The sequence below is a fragment of the Actinomyces procaprae genome, assembly GCF_004798665.1.
Lineage (GTDB): Bacteria > Actinomycetota > Actinomycetes > Actinomycetales > Actinomycetaceae > Actinomyces > Actinomyces procaprae.
Genome location: NZ_CP039292.1, coordinates 189,248 through 209,702 on the forward strand (window position 1 = coordinate 189,248; position 20,455 = coordinate 209,702).

Below are 20,455 nucleotides of genomic sequence, written 5' to 3' on the forward strand. Positions count from 1 at the left end.
CTGCCGCTTGGCGGGGGTGCGGGTGGAACCCAGGTTGAGGCGGAGGGCGGCGTCGTCAATCGGCGGTGCCCCAGCCGAGCCGGAAGTCTATCGTGGCACGGCGCCACTGTTCCTGGGCGGCCCGGGTGGGCGTCCACCGGCCCTGCTCGTTGATCCGCCACCACCACGGCGTCGGCACGGGCAGGATCGCCCCTTCGCTGACCGCGACGCCGTGGAACATGATGGCGACGTCGATGGGCACCTGGGTGAAGACGTCGCAGCGCGCCTCCCACGGCACCAGGAACTGGTTGACGACGTAGGGCGGCTCCCAGTCGAGGGGGATGTCCACCTGGAGTACGCGGCTGAGCTCGCGGGCGTCTGCCGCCAGGCTGGGGCGCACGATCATCAGGCTGGGGCGCCGGTCGGAGAACTCGGTGAAGACGAGGACTCCGGCGTCGTCCGCGGTGCGGGCGTATGTGGCGGTGATGTCGCGGGCGAGTGCCAGGCTGATGACGTCCAGGACCTCCGGCACCTCCTGGGTGACGGCGGTGATAATGCGGGGCACGGTGCTCCTTCAGGTCGCTAGTGGAGGTGTGCGGGGCGGGTCAGGGGCGCGGCGCGGCCGATCCCCGGGTGGCGGACTTTCCGTCACCCGCCCCGAGGGCCCGGCTCACGTTCCCGGCGTCGCCGTCCAGGGCGCGCACCAGGTCGAGCAGTGGCTGCCAGTCGGCGTTGATATTGGACTCGAGCGGCACCAGTAGGCCGCGGCGGCGACCGTAGCCGGTCGTCTCACCGCCGTGGGCGGAGGCGACTCGGGCGGCGTCGACGCCGAGCTGCCGTATGCCCGGCGCGCCGATGAGCACCGCCAGGGGAGTGGGCGGGCGGCGCATGGTCACGGGCAGGGAGGTGTCGGCGCGGGCGTAGGTGCGCATGGCGAGCGCGAACTGTGGCTTGGCCTCGGTGGACAGCGCCCGGAACAGCGCCATGGCCCGGTCGCGGTATGCGGTGGGCGGCGTGGCCCCGGCGAGGTTCAGCTCCACGTACTCCTCCAGGCCGTTGTCGGTGCGGGAGACGGTGAGGGTGCCGGTGAGGGTGCCGTTGTAGCCGTGGCCGGCCAGCACCAGGTGGACGGTGGGCATGTGTGCGCGGCAGAAGCCCGTAAGGGCGTCGCGGTCCCAGAATGCGCCGGCCGGCTCGTACCCGCCCCAGGACAGCTCGGCGTCGGGTAGCAGGTGCTCGGTGACCAGTTCCACGACGCTGCCGATCCGGGTGGTGCGCCGGGCCGGGTGGTAGGCGGAGATGGAGAAGATGAGGTTGGGGCGGACGTCCCGCTGTACCATGTGCCGCGGGGAGATCTTCAGCTGCGGCTGGTCCAGGACCTCCAGGGTCTGCGAGAGGTGCGGGATCAGGCGGCCGGAGCGCAGCTCGCGGTAGGTGGTGTCCTCCTGGATGAGCACGATGGTGCCGGTGGCATCGGTGAACCGGTCGAATGCGGGGGTGACGGCGCTGTGCTCGGGGACCACCAGGATGGTCCGCTGGGAGCTTCCGGCGGTGCGGTGCAATAGGTCCGCAAGCGGCTCGGTCAGGGCGACGACGGGGCCCGGAAGCCGGGTGATTCTGGCGCGATTGTCGATCTGGGCGTCGAGCATCGGGTGCGTCGTCTTGAAGGTGGGCTGCTTGTCCCGGGACGCGCCGGGACGGGTGAACGTTCCGCGGGGCATGGGCGGGTGTGGCTCCTTCTTGATGGTCGGGCGGTGACGGGCGGCAGGCGTTCCTTGCACGCATGGGCCGATTGTGTAACAGCTCGCACGGCTTAGAGGAACTTGCGGTTAACGTTACTCTTGCGTGACTGGCCTCGGAGTGTCATGCTGTGCGGCGTGGCTGCCACGGCGGCCGCCGCGGTCCTCAGCACTGACTAGCAGCGGGCCGTGTGACACCTGCAATTGATTCCTTCCTGAGGGGCACAACGTATGAAGTTCGACATGGGCGCGTCCACGCTGACGACGCTGACCAAGCAGACCTCCTCCTCCAATGAGGACCTGGGCGCGCTGGTCAAGGAGCTGGTGGTGGCGGCAGAGCCGTTGGAGGGCCGCTTCAATGGTAGTGGGCGGGCTGCCTTCGACGGATTCAAGGCCCGCACGGATGAGGTCTCTGCGGAGCTCAACGCGTCCCTGGCGGCCGTGCTCGGCGGTATCCGCGGCATGGACACCGCATTCATGCAGGGGGAGCAGGAGATGACGGACTCGACCCGCGCAGCCGAGGGCTCTGTGAACTTCGACTCTGCACGCTTCGGATCCGCTCGCTGAATCGGCTCGGTGTGACCCGCCAGTAGGCGTCGGTGAGACCGGCATTGATCAAGAAGACTTCCACGATTGAATGAGTTGTGTCCTCAAGGAGGGGACGAGTATGGCCAACCAGATCGACAAGCGTTCCTACGACGTCGGCGCCTCCCAGGAGGTGCAGGCGAACTTCGAGCGGGTCGCCTCCCGGCTGGAGACCCTGATCAACCAGCGTGACAGCGACGTCAAGGCCGCCATGTCCCAGTACCAGGCCGATGGTGTCTCGGACGAGTACCAGGCCAAGGAGCTGCGGTGGAAGAACGCAGCCGGTGAGGTACGGGGGATCATTGCCACGCTGCGGCAGTCGATGCAGACCACGGATGAGGGTGCTCAGTCCACGCTGCAGCGCGCCCGCCAGGCCGTGGATGAGATCGGCTGACGGCGGTGTCGGCCTGGGACATCGACCCCGACGGCGTGGCGCAGGTGTTGTCGGAGGAGCAGACGCTGGTGGACTCCACCCCGGGGCAGGAGGGTGATTTCACCTCCGCATTGAACGGCGTAGGCATTGAACTGGAGAACGCGATCGCGCCGTGCACCGAGGCCAGCGGCATGGGCACGAACTCCAACGGGGAGGAGCTCATGCAGTCAGCGCTCGTGGCCAGTGCAATCGTCGACTGGTTCGATACGCACAAGTCCGACTTCGAGTCCATCACCACCACGATCAGCAATGTGCTGAACAACACCGTCAGCGCCGTCAACGCCTACCAGCAGCACGATGAGGCCTCCGCGCTGGAGTTCCAGCGCCAGGCCAAGTGACACCCCTACGCAGTGAATCGACCCCATGGCTACTCCCTTTGATGAGACGAAGATCCCTGCCGTCGACTTCGACGTCGAGTCGCTGAGCACCGCGGCGACGAACCTGAAGACGAAGGCGGGTGACCTGCGCACCACCGGGTCGGACGTGAAGACCAAGTGGGCCGGCATCCAGAACGTGTATAAGGCACCAGAGCAGGAGAACCTGTACGCGGCCATGGACCCGGTGGCGACGAACACCGATACGCTGGCCACCGCCCTGGAGAGCATGGCCGGGTATCTGTCCACCTTCGCGGAGTCGATGTCCGGCATCAAGTCGCGCGCACAGACCTTGAAGACGGATGCGCTCACCTTCAAGGCGAAGATCAAGGACAACCCGGAGTGGGACCACGATCAGGACCTGGTCAACGAGAACAACGGCCTGATCACTACTGCCAACGGCATCCAGGTGGACATGTGGGACGCGGAGCGGACCTGCGCCAACAATATCCGCGCCCTGGACGGCCTGGCGGGCTACCACGCCGACCCCACGGGGGATGACGACATGCTGGGTTACGGATGCTCGGATATTCCCGATGACGCCGAGGGCATGCCCTGGGGCAGCCCGGTGGACCGCCAGGACGCTTGCCCGAAGAAGGCGGGAGTGGCTGTGAAGCGCTTCTTGTGGGACGGGCTGATGTGTGAGGGCCTGGGTGGCATGGTCAACGGCGTGCTGAATCTGGGCGGAGTTGAGTTCGAGGGCTCCAACGGGTTCACCCATGACGGGGACAGGGCTGCGGCCACCTGGCAGGGGCTGGGCATGCTGATCGGGCTGACCTGGGACGAGGACGGGAAGTTCCAGGGCCCGCGGTGGGAAACGCTCGGTAGTGCCTGGAAGGAGACCGGCAAGGGAATCCTGTGCTGGGACCAGTGGGAGGACGATCCGGCCCGTGCCGCAGGTGGAGCTCTATTCAATGTTGTTGTGACCGCATTACCGGTGGTGGGCGTTGCCAGTAAGGTGACGTCTGCTACTTCTACGGCGGGGAAGGTGACGCGTTGGGCTGCGGCTGCGAGCAAGGTCCTGAACTACACGGATCCGCTGGGAATGGTGGTCGATGCGACGTTGGGCAAGATCACCAAGGTTGTGGTGAGCAAGGTTGATCTGGACTTTACTGGTCTTGATCTGCCGTGGCAGAGGGGTACGACGAGTGGCTTCCCGGAGGTGGATGTTGATGTTGATGCCCGTACCGATCTGCCTGGTGTGGGGGTTGACGTTGACGGCGGGGTGCGGAGCCCGCGGGCTCATGCGGACGGGACCAACCAGAGTCCGGATCTGGATGGGGTTGATCTGGGTCGTGGCGACGTGGACGCGTCGGGTGGGCGGCGTGCCCCGGAGGTGGACGCTGCTCCTGACGCGCCCGATGCGCCACATGCCCGCGGTGGTGATGGGGTCGACGCGCCGGAGGGTGGGCGTAGGCCGGATGCCGATGCGACGCCCGACGGTGGCAGGGCTCCCGATGCGGACGTGAGTCCGGACGGGCGCGCTCCCGATGCGGATACACCTGATGGGGCGCGGCGTACGTCTGACGGTGATGCGGCTTCTGATGGCGGCAGGGCCCCCGATGGGCAGGCGCCGGATGGGGCGGATTCGCCGGACGTGAAGGACTCTCCTGATGCCGGGGATGGTACGCCGGACTATGACCCGGACAAGGATGCGTTCAACCAGGAGCACCGGCCCAGCACGGAGCAGACGGTTAAGGTTGATGCTGACAGTCCGCTGGTGCCGAAGGCGACTAAGCCCTTTGGCAAGGGTGTGGACTTGGACCCGAATACCTGTTACGAGGTGGAGGGGCGTGGGAAGTATTACACCGATGGTGCCGGGGAGATTGTGCATGTGGAGGCGGACTCGGCGGTGCAGCGGCAGGGTTGGCTGGGTAGGACCTCCACCACGATGAATCCGGATTTGAAGGATCCGTTGCCGAATGCGACGTATACGGTGGATGGGAAGTTCCACTATACGACTGATGAGTGGGGGCGTACGGTGCGTCTTCAGGTGGATCGTATGGATGTGGCTGATCCTGATGCGACGTATGAGTCGAAGGCGGTGCAGCGGCGGGTTGGCCACTACGGTGATGGCCTGGGTGGTGGCTTCCAGGGTGGCCACCTCGGTGGTAAGCGGTTCGGTGCTCCTCCGGAGGACATCAACGTGGTGCCGATGGCGGAGTCGAAGAACGGTAATCATCCGGGTAGTTTCTACGAGCTGGAGAAGGAGATCGCTAAGAATCCCGATGCGTATCGGAGTATAGACATTACCATTGAGTATGACGGACCGCCGGCGAACGCCGACTCCGTTGCGCGCCTGGGAGACGTCAACCCGGTCGACAGGGTACCGACGAAGTTCACGGTCGATTGGGTCGATGAGAGCGGGACGGTAAAGTCTAGAGAGTTTGGAAACACGAATTTTTGACGGTACGATGTAAGTACAGAGAAGGGTGAAGTCTATGAAGCAAGTGAATCCAGATGAACTGTTAAAGCGTGTGGAGCGTGAGTTTCGGGATTGGTTGGACGAAACGGGTGCGGATAGCGCGAACATAGAAACTAACGGGATCGGCCTTGTGCAGTCGAAGATTGCGTGGCTTGTGCGCGGAGGAGTCAAAGAGTGGGTGAAGATTCCTAGGGAGTTGAGTTCGCCGCAGGGGGATCTTCGTCGTGCGCAGGTTGTTCCTGGTCGTGGGGGCGTGGACGTGGTGCCATTTGTGGATGGATGCTTCTGACGGGGTGTTGCATCAGGAGTGTGATTGGATGCGTGAGCCGGATTTTGGGCCGGTTCCGGCTGGTGCGGGTGAGTATGCGATTGAGCTGGACATCTATCCGCGTGATCCTGAGTATATTCCGGAGTGGTTGGCTGAGCGTGCTGCTGCGTATGAAAAGCGCAAGGAGCGTAATGCTCGTCGTCGTGAGGCCGCGTCGTCGTAAGCGTGAGCAGGAGCGCGGTGACTGAGTAGTTTGGGTCGTCAGTCTGCCGTTGGTTATGATGGCAGAGCGGGTAATGGTAGTTATCCGGGTAGTTTCTATGAGTTGGAGCAGAAGATTGCTGACAACCCGGGCGACTATCGGAACATCGATATCAGTATCGAGTACGACGGCCCACCCACCAACGCCGACTCAGTAACCAGGCTAGGGGACGTGATCCCAACAGACAGAGTACCGACGTAATTCAGAGTGAGCTGGGTTGACCGTCAAGGTCTCCCTGACGGTCAGTCGTTCGGGAACAGGCGGGTGTAGTGAGTCGAGTGATGCGAAACGAAATGGGGTGCGCCGTGGTGGCTAAAGGTGACGCGGTATTCGAGCGGGTGGAGTCCTCGCTCGCGTCATGGTTGTGTGATCAGTCGGGTGGAAACTACTTGGAGATTGAGATAGTCGGTATCGGTTTGACGCAGCGCATGAGAGAATGGCTGGTACGCGACTGTGTGCGTGAGCGTGTGGCGATACCTTACGAAGCAACCTCTATGGTTGATGAGCTTCGTGCCGCGCAGTTTGTTCCTGGTCGTGGGGCATGGACGTGGTGTCGGTTGTGGATGGATGCGTCTGATGGGGTGTTGCATCAGGAGTGTGACTGGATGCGGGAACCGGATTTTGGCCCGGGGGCAGCCGGTGCGGGTGAGTATGCGATTGAGTTGGATATATATCCGCGTGATCCTGAGTGTGTTCCGGGGTGGTTGGCTGAGCGTGCGGCGGCGTATGAGAAGCGTAAGGAGCGTAATGCTCGTCGTCGTGAGGCTCGTCGTCGTAAGCGTGAGCAGGAGCGCGGTGGCTGAGTCGTTTGGGTTGTCACTCTGCGTCTGGTTGTGATGGCGAAGCCGGTGGATTGTAGTCATCCGGGTAGTTTCTACGAGTTGGCGCAGAAGATTGCTGACAACCCGGGCAGCTACCGGAACATCGATATACGTATCGAGTACGACGGCCCGCCCGCCAACGCGGATTCTGTGACTAGTCTTGGGGACGTGAACCCGGTGGACAGAGTGCCAACAGAGTTCATTGTCAAGTGGGTGGACCAGGGCGGTGTTGTCCAGGAACGACCGTTTGTTAACAGGAACTGAGGGGGTAATTGTGCTTACATGTGGAGGAGGTCGAGATGAGGAATGAGATGTCTGCTGAGGAGATGCTCGGTGAGATCGAAGCTGGTCTTGCGGTCTGGCTGAAGAAGGTCGGCGGTGAGCGAGTTGACACTTACATGGTGGGCATTGGGCTGGTGCAGCATCGTAACTCATGGGTGGTGATCGGCGGCGTGAGGGAGTCCGCGGATATCGATTATGAGGTGACTCGACATATGAATCATCTTCGTGCCGCGCAGGTGTTGCCTGGTCGTGGTGCGTGGACGTGGTGTCGGTTGTGGATGGATGTGTCTGATGGGGTGTTGCATCAGGAGTGTGACTGGATGCGTGAGCCGGATTTTGGTTCGGTTCCGGCGGGTGCGGGTGAGTATGCGATTGAGTTGGATATCTATCCGCGTGATCCTGAGTTTGTTCCGGGGTGGTTGGCTGAGCGTGCTGCGGCGTATGAGAAGCGTAAGGAGCGTAATGCTCGTCGTCGTGAGGCTCGTCGTCGTAAGCGTGAGCAGGAGCGCGGCCTTTGAGTCGTTCTGGGTTGTCAGTTTGCGTCCGGTTCGGTGATTTGCGGTTGGTGTGGTTGCAGCCGACAAGCGCCTCGGCGCTCCGCGTGATGACATCGACGTGGTGCCGATGCGGGAGTCGGTGAACGGTAGTCATCGGGCTAGTTTCTATGAGTTGGAGCAGAAGATCGCTGGCAGCGCGGGCGACTACCGGAACATTGATATCCGTATCGAGTACGACGGCCGGCCAGCGAACGCGGGCTCAGTGACGAGGCTCGGGGACGTGAAGCCCGTGGACAGGGTACCGACACGCTGGGAGGTTGATTCGCAGGACGCCAATGGATTGGCGAGAACTCCGCAAACATTTGAGAATCGGTAAGTAACGAGGAAGGGATAGAGTGCTGTGCCGCGTGGGTCGAAGTCGGTAGAGGAGATCTTTAATGAGATTGAAGAGTCTATAAGGAGCTGGATTCTCCAAGACGGTGCTAGCCGTATCGACATAACTATTAGCAATATCGGCTTATATGGTCAGTTTGATCCGCAGCTGACTATTGATCGTGTGACGAGAAGGGTCATACCGCCATATGGCATGCGACTGCCTTTCGAAGAACTCCGTGACGCGCAGGCTATTCCTGGTCGGGGTGCGTGGACGTGGTGTCGGTTGTGGATGGATGCCTCTGATGGGGAGTTGCACCAGGAGTGTGACTGGATGCGGGAGCCGGTGTTCGAGGATTCCAGTGCTGGCGCGGGTGAGTATGCGATTGAGTTGGATCGGTATCCGCGTGATCCTGAGTTTATTCCGGAGTGGCTGGGTGAGCGTGCGGCGGCGTATGAGAAGCGTAAGGAGCGTAATGCTCGTCGTCGTGAGGCTCGTCGGCGTAAGCGTGAGCAGGAGCGCGGGGACTGAGCCTGTGCTGCTTTGCGCCGTCGTGGGTGAGCCTGGGGGCGGTGTCGCGATGTGCCCGGACTTGAGGGACCCGTTGCCGAGTGCGACTTATACGGTGGACGGGAAGTTCCACTATACGACTGATGAGTGGGGTCGTACGGTGCGGCTTCAGGTGGATCGCCTGGATGTGGTGCCCGAGGACGCGCGGTATCGGTATGAGTCTGCGCAAAAGCGTATCGGCCATTACGGTGATGGTCTGGGCGGTGGCTATGATGGCGGGCATTTGGCCGGAGCGGAGTATGGGGGTCCGCCGGAGGACATCAATGTGTGGCTGCTGGAAGAAAGGAACCGGGGAATCGGCGACACTTATGCTGAGAGCTTCAAGGCGTTGGAGGATGCAAATAGCGAAGAATCCCGACGCCTACCGCAATATCGACATCCGCATCGAGTACGATGGCCCGGCCCGCCTCCGCGGATTCTGTGATTAGGCTGGGGGAAGTGAACCCGGTCGATAGAGTGCCTACCGAGTATACTGTCAGTTAGGTGGATCAGAACGGAGCGCAATGTGATCTGCCGTTTAGCGATAGACGATCTTGAGGACGTTTGTGATGAGAATATGCGAGGAGGCAACAGACGGTGTCTAATGCAGGAACCCCCCGGGAGCTGTTGGAGGAAGTTGAAGCTAGGCTTGTGCGGTGGCTGCGAGAAGAGTCACGTGGAACTCGAGTGGACATTACCATGGTCGGTATCGGTCGGGTGCAGCTTCGAACCGGGACGCTGGTGGTGAACGGTATCGAAGTGCCAGCTAATATTCCCTATGAGGTTGCGGCAGTACAAATGAATCATTTGCGTGCGGCACAGGTGTTGCCTGGTCGGGGCGCGTGGACGTGGTGCCACTTGTGGATGGATGCGTCTGATGGGGTGTTGCATCAAGAGTGTGATTGGATGCGTGAGCCGGTTTTCACTCGAGCTTCTGGTGATGTGCGTCCGGGGCCGGGTGATTGCTGGAGTGAGTTGGAGCGCTTTCCGCGCGATGATGAGTTTATTCCGGATTGGTTGCGTGAGGGGTATGAGGCGGAGTTGAAGCGGCGTGAGCGTAATGCTCGTCGTCGTGAGGCTCGTCGTCGTAAGCGTGAGCAGGAGCGCGGTGGCTGAGTCGTTTGGGTTGTCACTCTGCGTCTGGTTGTGATGGCGAAGCCGGTGGATTGTAGTCATCCGGGTAGTTTCTATGAGTTGGAGCAGAAGATCGCTGACAACCCGGGTAACTACTGGAACATTGATATACGTATCGAGTACGACGGCCCGCCCGCCAACGCTGGCTCAGTGACCAGGCTGGGGGATGTGAACCCGGTCGACAGAGTACCGACAGAGTTCATTGTCAAGTGGGTGGACCAGGGCGGTGTTGTCCAGAAACAACCGTTTGTTAACAGGAACTGATGGGATATCTCTATCCTCGTGTGGAGGAGGCGCGATGAGGAACAAGATGTCTGCTGAGGAGATGCTCGGCGTGATTGAGGCTGGCCTTGCTGACTGGCTGAAGGAGGTCGGTGGTGAGCGGGTTGACACGTACATGGTGGGCATAGGTTTGGTGCAGCACCATGTGTCTTGGGTGGTGATCGGCGGTGTCAGAGAGTCGGCTGATATCGATTATGAGGTGACTCGGCATATGAATCATCTTCGGGCGGCGCAGGTGTTGCCTGGTCGTGGTGCGTGGACGTGGTGTCGGTTGTGGATGGATGTGTCTGATGGGGTGTTGCATCAGGAGTGTGACTGGATGCGCGAGCCGGATTTCGGTTCAGGGGCGGCGGGTGCTGGTGAGTATGCAATTGAGCTGGACATCTATCCGCGTGATCCTGAGTACATTCCGGAGTGGCTGGCGGAGCGTGCTGCGGCGTATGAGAAGCGCAAGGAGCGTAATGCTCGTCGTCGTGAGGCGCGTCGGCGTAAGCGTGAGCAGGAACGCGGTGGTGACTGACTGAGTAGTAGGTTCTGCGGGCGGGGGATTCGCCTGATGCCGGGGATGGTACGCCGGACTATGACCCGGACAAGGATGCGTTCAACCAGGAGCACCGGCCCAGCGCGGAGCAGACGGTTAAGGTTGATGCTGACAGTCCGCTGGCGCCGAGGGCTACGAAGCCCTTTGGCAAGGGTGTGGACTTGGACCCGAATACCTGTTACGAGGTGGAGGGGCGTGGGAAGTATTACACCGATGGTGCCGGGGAGATTGTGCATGTGGAGGCGGAATCGGCGGTGCAGCGGCAGTCGTGGCTGGGCAGGACGTCCACTACGATGAACCCGGACTTGAGAGACCCGTTGCCGAGTGCGACGTATACGGTGGATGGGAAGTTCGACTATACGACTGATGAGTGGGGGCGTACGGTGCGGCTTCAGGTGGATCGCCTGGATTGGGTGCCCGAGGACGCGCGGTATCGGTCCGAGTCTGCGCAGAAGCGTATCGGCCACTACGGTGATGGTCTGGGTGGTGGTTATGCCGGCGGGCATTTGGCCGGAGCAGAGTATGGGGGTCGGCCGGAGGACATCAATGTGTGGCCGATGCTGAAGGAAAGGAACCGGGGAATCGGCGACACTTATGCTGAGAGCTTCAAGGCGTTGGAGGATGCAAATAGCGAAGAATCCCGACGCCTACCGCAATATCGACATCCGTATCGAGTACGACGGCCCACCCGCCAACGCCGACTCCGTCACCAGACTGGGGGACGTGAACCCAACAGACAGAGTGCCAACACGATGGACGGTCGATTCGCAGGATGCCAATGGGGTAGCAAGAAGACCGCAAACATTTAATAATCGATAAACAGAGAAGGAGAGTTTGCACGGCATGTCTGACAGTCTAAGATCGTCGGAGGTAGTCATCCGAGAGACTGAAGAATCTGTTTACGGGTGGATGCGGAGAGAAGGAGCTAGTTGTATCGAAATAACAATCGATGCTATCGGTCGAACCAGTCAGTATGATCCGCAGCTGACGGTTAATGGTGTGACGAGTAGGGTCATACCACCGTTCGGTATAAGATTGCCTTTCGATGAGCTACGTGATGCTCAGGTTGTTCCTGGTTGGGGTGCGTGGACGTGGTGTCGGTTGTGGATGGATGTGTCTGATGGGGTGCTGCACCAGGAGTGTGATTGGATGCGTGAGCCGGTTTTCAGTCGTGCTTCTGGTGATGTGCGTCCGGGGCCGGGTGATTGTTGGAGTGAGTTGGAGCGGTTTCCGCGTGATCCGGAGTTTGTTCCGGATTGGCTGCGTAGGGGGTATGAGGTGGAGTTGAAGCGGCGTGAGCGTAATGCTCGCAGGCGTGAGGCTCGTCGTCGTAAGCGTGAGCAGGAGCGCGGCAAGTGAGCTGAAGCGGCGACGGAATCCTGGTGTGCCCAAATCCATGACAAACACGCCCGGGGCCGTTGACTTCCTGGGAGGAGGCGTTGGAATCATGCGGGCGCCGGATTGGCTCCGGCGGGTGTAGACGGTGTTTGTCATAGATTGTGACTGCGCTCCAGGCGCACATGCCTCCACGGCCACGCGGCCTCGGACCGTGAGCGTCGTCGGCGGTGACGGGGGCCAACGCTACCGCAGACCCGCTTTCGAGTCCGGATTCGGGACAGACGGCGGTGCCGGCCGCAGGCGGCGGAAGCAGAACCGCGTGATTTCAACGACTTCGGCGCAGGTGCCAGGTGTCCAAGAGTCGTTTGTCCCGGTTCCGTACACAGGCTCGCCCCGGAGCGGCTGGAACGCAGCTTAGAAAGCGTTGCGGACGATCGTGACGCGTGCAACCCCGCTCGGGGCTGCGGTGCGTTGTCGTTCGCGGTAGTGTCGTTTCGGTAAATGACGAGTTCGGGTCGTCCCCGGCAAGATCGAGGTAGGAGCATATGAGCGAGTGGTCCTTCGAAGCACAGATGCAGGCCGTCGAGACACTCTCCGACGCCTGCGCGCGCTGGATGCGCTCCGCACACGTGGATGAGATGTCAATTGAGGTCCAGGCGGTCGGGACGCGTGCCGGGGTGCGTAGCCGCGCCCTGCGCTCCTCCGGGCTGCTGCGGCGCGGCGGCTGGGAGGACAACATCGTTCCCAGGGAGGTCGTCGAGCCCGCTGTTCGGGTGCGCATCGCTATGGCCCGGCCGGGCGGCGGCGCCTGGACCAGGGGCGTGTTCACCATGAACAAGCAGGACTTCCAGCTCATCTCCGACTTCGACTACGACCACGAACCGGTCCTCAACCCGCCCTACACCCCCGAGGACGTAGCCCAGGAACTTCAGCTCTTCCCCCGCGACCCCAAGGCGACGCCGGACTGGATGAAGCAGAACCAGTGAGCAGCCCCTACCCTGACTACCCGGGCTCCCCGGAGTCCCCCCAGCAGCGCGCATCGCTGCCTCCCACGCAGGCTCAGCCCGCATCCGGCGGTCCATACCAGGCGCCGTACCCGGCTCCGCAGGGAATCCCGCAGCAGGTGCCGCTCCCTCCCTACGGCGGGCCGTACCAGCCGCAGCCGCAGCCCCGGCTCAGGGGCGCGATTGCGTGGTACACGGGGCTGTTCGTACTCGCTCTCTACCCCGGCTTTGGAGCGATCATCGCTTCGATCATCATGATCGCTGTCGGCTTGAGCTGCCGTAAGGATCCCGAACCCGTCCGCACCAATGGCACGGCCGCCGCCAACTGGGGAATCAACTATTTGCTGGCCACTGTGCTCCTCCTGGGCAGCTTCCTCTACTACTTGATCGCGATCCAGCCCGGACGCGGCTCAGACGACTTCCTACCATGGGGAATTCCAGTCGTGGCCTGGCTGCTGATCTCCCTGCTCCACGTGATCATCTGCATCGCCTTCGGCGTGCGGGCCTCACGCGGCAAGGTCGTCCCCTTCCGCGGCATCCCCTTCATCAAGTAGCCGGGAGCCCCAACCGCGCACCCACGGCGCGCACGTCCAAAATCGGCACAAAGGCGGTCGGCGAACGCTGGGGCCGTTTCTGAAACCGCATGATTCCAACGTTCTGCCCGCGGCTGTCTGCGACGTCGGAGTCGTTTGTACCGGTTCTGGACACCTTGGGCCGCCACGCACGCCACTTGCCGCCAACGACAGGCCGCCCGGACAGGCCCCATCCCGAGATCACGCCAATACCAGAATCGTCATCGCCAACATCGTCGACCCCTACCCACGCACCCGAGGTCACCCCTCCAACACCACACCCCCAAACCGGAAGATCCCATAAAGCTCACTCGCCGGTCGGCGTGAAGTCACCGACCTGAACCAGTCGGGGCTTGCGGCCGCGGCGTACCCACCAGCCGCGCCCGGGCCGCAGATGCTCCGCCCGCACCCCGCCGATAAGCGCACCCTCACCGCGCTCACCGTCCATGATCAGGCCGGTCGCGCCCGTATCCCGCAGCGCCTGCAGCAGCTGGTCGTACAAGGCCCGCGACGCCCCGGCCACCGGCCGGGCCAACACCACATTCAGGCGCAGGTCCCGCGCCGAGGACAGGAACGGGATGATTGGCCCCAGCGGCCCGGTACCTCCCGAGGACAGGATGTCATAGTCGTCCACCACCAGCACGATCCGCGGGCCGTCCACCGCCTCACCCGCCGCCAGAGAATCGGAGCGGTGCTGCAGCTCCTGCGCGATCGACGCCGACAGCCCGCCGGCCAGCGCCGTCGACGTCGCATGCCCACCCAGGAAGGCCTCAGGGCAGGCACCGGCCGTCGTCCGCCGGACGTCGTAGACACCCACCACCAGCTCATCCGGCGTGTACCGCTCCACCAGCGACTCGATCACCCCACGCAGCACCGTGCTCTTGCCGCAGCCCGGATCACCCAGCACCAGCAGATGCGGATCCCGACCGGTCAGGTCCAAGTTGATCGGTGTCATAGTGTCCTGGAACAAGCCCAGCGGCAGCAGCTCCGGCTCCTGCTCGACATCCGGCAGGCCCGCCGGGTCGATGCTCTCCGGCAGTAGCCGCACCGGCGCCGGCAACGGACCAGACCAGGCCTCGCCCAATTCCTCCGCCAGCACCTGCAGGGCCGCGCCGACACCCTCGGACAGGTCGGCGCCCTCAGCCACAGGCAGCGCCACCTGGGCGAACAGCTTGTCCGTGCGCAGCACCCGGCCCGGCGTATCTGCCCGCAGCGTGGCCGAGAGCTTGCGTGCCACCAGCGAATCCGCCGGATCATTCAGACGCAGCTCCAGGCGGGTGCCCACCAGCGACTGCTGCGACATGCGCAAGTCATTACCGCGAGACAGCGTCATCACCGCATGCACCCCCAAACCGCCGCCGCGGCGCAGAACCTCATCCAGCGGATCCTCCAGCTCCGGGAAGTCCGAGCGCAGCAGGCCCAGGCCATCCACCAGCAGCACCACGTCCGCGCTGGCCAGCTCGGGCAGCTCGCCCGCGGCGTGCCGGGCGCGCAGCACCTCCAAGGAGTCGATACGGCGCGCCGCCAGCACCTGCTCGCGCTGATCCAGCATCGCCACCACCTCCTCCAGCACGCGGCGCATGCGCTCCCGATCACCGCGTGTGGCCACGCCGCCCACATTCGGCAGCGCCGCCAGCCGCGACAACCCGCCGCCAGTGGCATCCAACCCGTAGAAGGCGAGCCGGTCGGGTCCGTACGTCAGCGCCGCCGCGGTGGCCAGCGTCCACAGGAAGGTGGTACGCCCGCTCTGCGGCGCCCCAACCACGGCCACATGCCCACCGCCCACAGTCAGGTCCGCCAGCCACGGCTGCTGCCGCTGCCGGGCGGGATCATCAACCAGCCCCACCGGCACCCTCGGACCGGGACCGGGCGGAGTTGGCGCCCGCAACCCGACGGCGTCTCGCCGCAGCGCCCCGCCCAACACGTCCGTCAGCGGCAGCCGGGCAGGCAGCGGCCGCAGCCACACCGGCGGCATGGGCCCGGCCGCCCGGGCCAGCTGTGCCACTACGGCATCAACCACCGTCGTCCGGGTGGTGTGCCCCTCCGGCACGACCGCCTGCGCCGCCGTCGGCTCCTCGGCCTCCAGGCCGTTGTACACCGGCAGCAGCAACGGCACCTGCTCCTCACGCTCGGCAGGTGCGGGCTCGGCATCCACCTCCTCCACCGGACCGGAAACGTAGCCGGCCCGGAAGCGCGTGAAGACACTGGTGTCCACCTTCAGGTACCCGTACCCGGGGGAGGCCGGCAGGTGGAATGCATCCGGCACCCCGATCACCGTAGAGGACTCGCCCTCGGTGAAGGTGCGCAGGCAGATCCGGTAGGACAGGTAAGTGTCCAGGCCGCGCAGCTTGCCGCTCTCAATGCGCTGGCTGGACAGCAACAGGTGCACGCCAATAGACCGGCCGATACGCCCAATCGTCAGCAGCAGGTCCACGAAGTCCGGATTCGCCGTCAGCAGCTCCCCGAACTCGTCAATGATGACGAACAGGTGCGGCATGGGCGCCATCTCCGGATGCTCCTCGCGCAGCCGCCGGTAGTGGGCGATGTCCGGGGAGGACCCTGCGTCACGCAACTGCTTCTGCCGACGCACCACCTCCCCCGCGATCGAGGCGCGCGCCCGCTCGATCAGCCCGGCGTCGTCGGCCAGGTTGTCCATCAGCCCCACCACGTGCGGCAGGGAGGCGAAGGGCGCGAAGGCCGCGCCGCCCTTGTAGTCGACCAGGATCATGGACAGGTCCTCCGGGCCGTGGCCGACCGCCAGCGCCGTCACCAGGGTGCGCAGCAGCTCCGACTTGCCCGAGCCGGTCGCACCCACGCACAACCCATGCGGCCCGACCCCCAGCTGGGCGGACTCCTTCAAGTCCAGCAGCACCAGCTCGTGGCTGTCATCGGTGCCCAGCGGCACCCGCAGGAAGTCACGGGCCGAGCGGGGGCGCCAGGCGGAGCGAACGTCAATACTCCGGGGATCATCTACGCCCAGAAGGTCCGCCAGGGACGTTGCGGACGCCTCCTCCACCTCCCGCTCCGCGGCCGCCCCCAGGGACAGCGGCGCCAGCGCCCGGCACACGCCCTCCGCCGACGCCGGCCCCAGCTCATCCGGGGTCACCACGGTGGGTGGGGGCGGGGCGGCGTCATGGTCACCCCTCCCCGAAGCGTCCAGGGCTGGACGCAGGTCCTCCACCAGCACCGTGCCGTCGTCGCGAACCGTCAGCCGCAGCGACGGGTCGGAGGGCTCGTCCAAACGGTCGGTCACCAGGTGCAGGACGGTGGCACCCACGTCCTGCGCCCGCAGGGAGGCGTCGGGAATCGCCAAGGACTGGGCCGGCCCGTCGGCGTCGACGACGGCGAGCAGGCGGGTACGACGCCGCAGCGCCCCGCCCGCCCCCACGCGCGCCACCTGGGCGGCCGCCTTCGCCGCGGCCGCGATCTCGGGACGCAGCACGCGCTCCAGGTCCTGCTGGTCCGCCCCCACTCGGCGCATGGCCACCGGGCCATCGAAGGCGCCGTGAACGCGCAGGTGCGGGAGCCGGGCCACTCCCTCCCACGCCTCGGCGACGGACTGGTCGTAGGCGAGGGCGATGTGCAGGTCCTCCGGGGCATGGTGTACCGCCGCCTGCACCAGCAGGGTGCGGGCCAGGGCGCGGGTGACCTCCCGCGGCCCAATGATCGACACCTCGCCGGCGGCATCAAGATCGACAGTGGCCGGCATGGCGTACTGCACCGCGTAGTTGTCCACCAGGGCGCGGGCCTCCCGCACCAGCAGTGGATCGGCCTGGGCGACGGCGTCCCCGCGGGGCATGGTCGCCAGCGGATGCGGCAGATCGGCGGTGCCCAGCCGCAGGCGCAGGAAGTCGCCGTCGGTACGCCGCCGCTCCCAGCGCCGTTCGGGGGAGACCGCCCAGGCGGCCAGTGCCGACGGTGCGGGGTGGGCCCGGAAGGCACGTCGACGCAGCTGCCCGGCGGTCGCCTCCAGGGAGGCCGCGGCATCCGCCAGTGCGTCCAGATAGCGCTCCCGCCGCTCCCGGCGCTGACGGGCCTGCCCGTTGCGGCGGGAGACGGTGGCCGCGAACATCCCGATCACGGTCACCAGCATCACCACCGCGCCGAGGATCGCGAAGATCAGGTTCGAACGCAGCAGCGTCATCATCAGCATGGATGACCCCGCGCCCGCCAGCGGCAGCATCATCTGGAAGGGGAATCCCTGCCCCGCGCCGGTGTCCGCCAGCTGCGGCGGCGCGGGTACGGTGGCAGGCTCGGGCAGTTCCAGCGGACGGTGCAGACGTCCGGGGCGGTGGACGGTGCGGATCATGCCTCACCTCGCGCAGAAGCTTGAACGGTCTGGGCGGCCGCATCGACGGCGCGGGCGGCCAGGACGGCGACCGCCGTGGCGGTGCGGCGCCGCAGCGGCGTCGGGCCGGGGTGCCGCAGCGCGGGGTCGTAGGGGATCAGGGTCTCATCCGGGCACAGGCGGGGAATGAGCGGATGCCCGGGCGCGGTGGCGACGACGGCATGCAGTACCACGGGCGGCCTACCCCTTAAGGTCCCCGCCGACCCGGCCGGGACCGGCTCTGTACCGACCACACCGCCGACGGCGTCGCTCGGATCATCGGTCAGGGCGCTGGCGAGCCGGTGCAGGCGCTCCCGGCTGCGCTCCACCGCGCGACGCCGCGCCGGGGTCACCAGCACGACGGCGTGGTGGAGTGGGGCGATCTCAGTGAGCTCCGCCTGGGTCAGGGGGCCGAACTCGGTCAGGCAGACATCGAAGAAGTGCCCGAGTTCACGCCGTGCCCGGCGCCATGCCGACGCCCGCCCGCCCCCCTCAGGCTCCAGCCGCAGGCAGGAGGTCAGGCCATCCGGCCCGCAACCGGCGGCATCGCGCAGGACCGGGCCGAGTTCCGCCGTCGGCACCGCGGTGGGAACGGGAGCCTCCAGGGGCCAGCGACGGGAGAATGACAGGCGGTCGGCGGCGGTGTCCCGGCCGGGGGATGCGGACAGCAGCAGCACCGGTGCGCGCCGGGCGCGGGCCAGGGCGCCAGTCAGCTGCATGCCGACGGTGGTGGCCCCGCAAGCAGGCTCGGTGGGGACCACCGCAATACGGCAGGTCAGCGGCAGCGGCGCAATCATGGCCCGGTGCGTCTGCGCGACGGTACGGCGCCAGGCGGCCGCACCGGTGAGGGCCAGGGCACCCAGGTCGAGTGGACGGCGCAGGAGGCCCAGGCGGTCGGCGTCACGGTCGCCCGGCGTACTCGAAGTACCGACGGCGGGAGCGGTCATGCGAACAGCCCCAGCAGGTGGGTGAAGAGCCCGTCGAGGCCACACAGCAGCGGCACCGTGGCTACGGTGGCCGCCGTCTCCAACCGGTCGCCCAGGCGACGCAGCCGCACGCGGGTCTGGTCGGCGCTCTGGTAGACGGAGGCGGCCGACACCACCAGGATGACGACGACGATCACGGCGGTGCGCTGCGGCCCGGGCAGCGATGAGGACAGAATCAGCGGTGCGGGCAGGCACGCCAGCCACAGGGCGATCACCTCCGCCCGCAGGGGGAAGGCACGGGAGCGCAGCGCCGTGGCGACAACCACCGCGCCGGCCAGCCACTGGCCCCACGGATCATCCTGCCGGGCCAGGCTCGCCGTCGCCCAGGCCAGGGCGGCGGCCACCACCAGGCAGGCGACCAGCAGCGAGTCGTGGGCGGCGGTCAGACTGCGATGCGCCCGGTCGCGCGGCGGCAGCACCCCGGTAAGCGCCGTGTCATCCAGCCTGGCAGCGCCCGAAACCACCAGTGCGGTCCACGGCAGGCAGCCCGCGAGTACCAGTGCGAGTACCGCCAGGAGGCCATGAGCCAGCTTCGTGGTGGGGGACAGGGCGGTCACAAGCAGCCACACGCCCTCAATGCCGAGCCCGACGGCGGCGCCGGTGATCCAGCCGACCCGACCGAAGGCCAGACCCATGCCGGCCACGGCCAGCAGCAGCACGGCCACGGCGGCGAGCGCGCCGGACTCGGTTCCCGCCGTCGCCAGGGTGAGGCACTGCGACGCCAGCAGCCCCAGCGGCAGGCACAGCCCGAGGACGCCGAGGCCGGCGGGGCCGATGCCGCCGCGCCGGAGTGCGGCGGCGGCGAATAGCAGGAGCAGACCCGTCAGCGCCACCCAGGTGTGCGCCGTCGGCGGGATCTCCTGGAGCTGCGGCCACGTGGCAAGCGCGGTCAGGACGCCGATGAGAATGCCGGCTCCCAGCGGCCGGTCCGTCCCCCGCCACCGGCCCGGATGCGCCTCGGTGAGGTCCGCCATGGCCTCACTGAGGTCGGAGACGCGCGCGGGCGGCGGGATCTCGTCGTCGGCAACCACGCGCAGGACCTCGCCGTCGAGCACCTCCTGGGAGGCCAGGTCCAGCTCGGGGTCCACCAGGCGGCCGTCGGCGCGAACCAGGCTGGTGGCCGGAGGGGTGCCGGACCGGCTTGAGGCGCCGCCCAGAAGGGACAGCAGCGTCGGCATCTGCGTGCCGACGGGCTCGGTGGAGGGCAGCACCAGCTCCGCCCGTGACCGGTCCGCCACAAGGGTGATGCGGGTGTAGGGGATCATTGCTCTGCTTCCTGGGATGCCAATCCCGCGCCGTCATTCGGCTGAGGCGACGCGGGCGCATCCGTGACGTATGCCGTGGGGTCCTGTGTGGCGTGCGCGGTGGCGCCGTCGGTGTAAGTGCTCGGGGTAGTGCGGATCGAGTCCAGGTGCGTGGAGACGTAGGCGTACCCCACGCAGCCGCTGCATGCCAGGGCGGCGACCACCAGTGACGCGATCAGCCGCGGCCCCAGGGCTCGGCTCCTGCCCGGGGTACGGCCGCGCTCCAGGGCGTCGCGCAGGCGGGCGTGGTGCACGCGCGCAGAATCCAGGACCGCCTGCTCGTTCTCACGTGGCATGGAGACTCCCTCCCGTACGTGATTCCCCAGACCGGCCCCGGTGCTCGTTCTCGCGTGCCATGACGGGCCTGATGCGATCGGCGC

At 65.5% G+C, this 20,455-nt stretch carries 22 protein-coding genes and 1 pseudogene; 17 read left to right on the forward strand and 6 right to left on the reverse strand.

The features are described 5' to 3' along the window. Positions 1-55: 55 nt before the first annotated feature. Together E4J16_RS00770 and E4J16_RS00775 are read right to left on the reverse strand one after the other, a co-directional pair. Complete coding sequence (locus E4J16_RS00770; RefSeq protein ID WP_136194047.1) at positions 56-544, reverse strand: hypothetical protein; 489 nt, start codon at positions 542-544, stop codon at positions 56-58. A 40-nt stretch (positions 545-584) separates the two neighbouring features. Then, positions 585-1,700, reverse strand: a complete 1,116-nt coding sequence (locus E4J16_RS00775) for a DUF6177 family protein (protein WP_136312968.1) — start codon at positions 1,698-1,700, stop codon at positions 585-587. A gap of 249 nt (positions 1,701-1,949) precedes the next feature. Here E4J16_RS00775 and E4J16_RS00780 point away from each other — a divergent pair, with 249 nt between their 5' ends. The 17 genes and pseudogenes from E4J16_RS00780 (at position 1,950) to E4J16_RS00860 (ending at position 13,440) form a co-directional block, all read left to right on the forward strand. Then, a complete protein-coding gene (locus tag E4J16_RS00780; RefSeq protein ID WP_136312969.1) occupies positions 1,950-2,285 on the forward strand; it encodes a hypothetical protein in 336 nt (111 codons plus the stop codon). A gap of 100 nt (positions 2,286-2,385) precedes the next feature. Further along, positions 2,386-2,697 carry a pore-forming ESAT-6 family protein gene (locus tag E4J16_RS00785; protein ID WP_136194050.1) on the forward strand — a complete coding sequence of 104 codons (312 nt, stop codon included), beginning with the start codon at positions 2,386-2,388 and terminating at the stop codon, positions 2,695-2,697. A gap of 5 nt (positions 2,698-2,702) precedes the next feature. Further along, positions 2,703-3,074 (forward strand): DUF6507 family protein, encoded by a 372-nt coding sequence (locus tag E4J16_RS00790; RefSeq protein WP_136312970.1) that lies wholly within the window; start codon positions 2,703-2,705, stop codon positions 3,072-3,074. Between the two features lie 25 nt (positions 3,075-3,099). Then, positions 3,100-5,517, forward strand: coding sequence for a DNA/RNA non-specific endonuclease (locus E4J16_RS00795; RefSeq protein WP_136312971.1), 2,418 nt, complete (start codon positions 3,100-3,102; stop codon positions 5,515-5,517). Positions 5,518-5,551: 34 nt separating this feature from the next. Continuing rightward, complete coding sequence (locus E4J16_RS00800) at positions 5,552-5,824, forward strand: hypothetical protein (RefSeq protein WP_136312972.1); 273 nt, start codon at positions 5,552-5,554, stop codon at positions 5,822-5,824. Further along, complete coding sequence (locus E4J16_RS00805; protein WP_136312973.1) at positions 5,811-6,026, forward strand: hypothetical protein; 216 nt, start codon at positions 5,811-5,813, stop codon at positions 6,024-6,026. Before E4J16_RS00800 ends, E4J16_RS00805 begins: the two co-directional genes overlap by 14 nt. 320 nt (positions 6,027-6,346) lie before the next feature. After that, positions 6,347-6,868, forward strand: a complete 522-nt coding sequence (locus E4J16_RS15445) for a hypothetical protein (protein WP_240038197.1) — start codon at positions 6,347-6,349, stop codon at positions 6,866-6,868. Between the two features lie 78 nt (positions 6,869-6,946). Continuing rightward, on the forward strand, positions 6,947-7,150 hold the full coding sequence (locus tag E4J16_RS00815; protein WP_136312974.1) for a hypothetical protein: 204 nt from the start codon (positions 6,947-6,949) through the stop codon (positions 7,148-7,150). Positions 7,151-7,185: 35 nt separating this feature from the next. Further along, the gene (locus E4J16_RS15450; RefSeq protein ID WP_240038198.1) at positions 7,186-7,686 is read left to right on the forward strand and encodes a hypothetical protein; all 501 of its coding nucleotides are present in this window, start codon (positions 7,186-7,188) and stop codon (positions 7,684-7,686) included. 643 nt (positions 7,687-8,329) lie between these two features. Continuing rightward, on the forward strand, positions 8,330-8,569 hold the full coding sequence (locus E4J16_RS00825) for a hypothetical protein (protein WP_136312975.1): 240 nt from the start codon (positions 8,330-8,332) through the stop codon (positions 8,567-8,569). 49 nt (positions 8,570-8,618) lie between these two features. Beyond that, positions 8,619-8,891 (forward strand): annotated as a pseudogene (locus tag E4J16_RS16130) (DNA/RNA non-specific endonuclease); the annotation flags it as partial. A gap of 383 nt (positions 8,892-9,274) precedes the next feature. Further along, the gene (locus tag E4J16_RS15455) at positions 9,275-9,703 is read left to right on the forward strand and encodes a hypothetical protein (protein ID WP_240038199.1); all 429 of its coding nucleotides are present in this window, start codon (positions 9,275-9,277) and stop codon (positions 9,701-9,703) included. 78 nt (positions 9,704-9,781) lie between these two features. Continuing rightward, positions 9,782-9,985, forward strand: a complete 204-nt coding sequence (locus E4J16_RS00840) for a hypothetical protein (RefSeq protein ID WP_136312977.1) — start codon at positions 9,782-9,784, stop codon at positions 9,983-9,985. 34 nt (positions 9,986-10,019) lie between these two features. After that, on the forward strand, positions 10,020-10,523 hold the full coding sequence (locus tag E4J16_RS15460) for a hypothetical protein (RefSeq protein ID WP_240038200.1): 504 nt from the start codon (positions 10,020-10,022) through the stop codon (positions 10,521-10,523). A gap of 314 nt (positions 10,524-10,837) precedes the next feature. Beyond that, the gene (locus tag E4J16_RS16135; protein WP_420809333.1) at positions 10,838-11,353 is read left to right on the forward strand and encodes a DNA/RNA non-specific endonuclease; all 516 of its coding nucleotides are present in this window, start codon (positions 10,838-10,840) and stop codon (positions 11,351-11,353) included. Positions 11,354-12,427: 1,074 nt separating this feature from the next. Then, the gene (locus E4J16_RS00855; protein ID WP_240038201.1) at positions 12,428-12,868 is read left to right on the forward strand and encodes a hypothetical protein; all 441 of its coding nucleotides are present in this window, start codon (positions 12,428-12,430) and stop codon (positions 12,866-12,868) included. Next, entirely contained in the window at positions 12,865-13,440 is a 576-nt protein-coding gene (locus E4J16_RS00860) for a magnetosome magnetite crystal formation protein family (RefSeq protein WP_136312979.1), read from the forward strand. Before E4J16_RS00855 ends, E4J16_RS00860 begins: the two co-directional genes overlap by 4 nt. A gap of 325 nt (positions 13,441-13,765) precedes the next feature. Here E4J16_RS00860 and eccCa read toward each other — a convergent pair whose 3' ends face one another. From eccCa to E4J16_RS00880, 4 genes are read right to left on the reverse strand one after another with little or no spacing between them, the layout of a single operon-like run. Next, positions 13,766-17,767 (reverse strand): type VII secretion protein EccCa, encoded by a 4,002-nt coding sequence (eccCa, locus tag E4J16_RS00865; protein ID WP_136312980.1) that lies wholly within the window; start codon positions 17,765-17,767, stop codon positions 13,766-13,768. After that, positions 17,764-18,732 carry a hypothetical protein gene (locus tag E4J16_RS00870; protein WP_136312981.1) on the reverse strand — a complete coding sequence of 323 codons (969 nt, stop codon included), beginning with the start codon at positions 18,730-18,732 and terminating at the stop codon, positions 17,764-17,766. The genes eccCa and E4J16_RS00870 overlap by 4 nt, the downstream gene beginning before the upstream one ends. Then, positions 18,729-20,036 (reverse strand): EsaB/YukD family protein, encoded by a 1,308-nt coding sequence (locus E4J16_RS00875; protein ID WP_136194063.1) that lies wholly within the window; start codon positions 20,034-20,036, stop codon positions 18,729-18,731. Before E4J16_RS00875 ends, E4J16_RS00870 begins: the two co-directional genes overlap by 4 nt. Beyond that, positions 20,033-20,371, reverse strand: coding sequence for a hypothetical protein (locus E4J16_RS00880; RefSeq protein WP_136194064.1), 339 nt, complete (start codon positions 20,369-20,371; stop codon positions 20,033-20,035). The genes E4J16_RS00875 and E4J16_RS00880 overlap by 4 nt, the downstream gene beginning before the upstream one ends. Between the last annotated feature and the right edge of the window lie 84 nt (positions 20,372-20,455).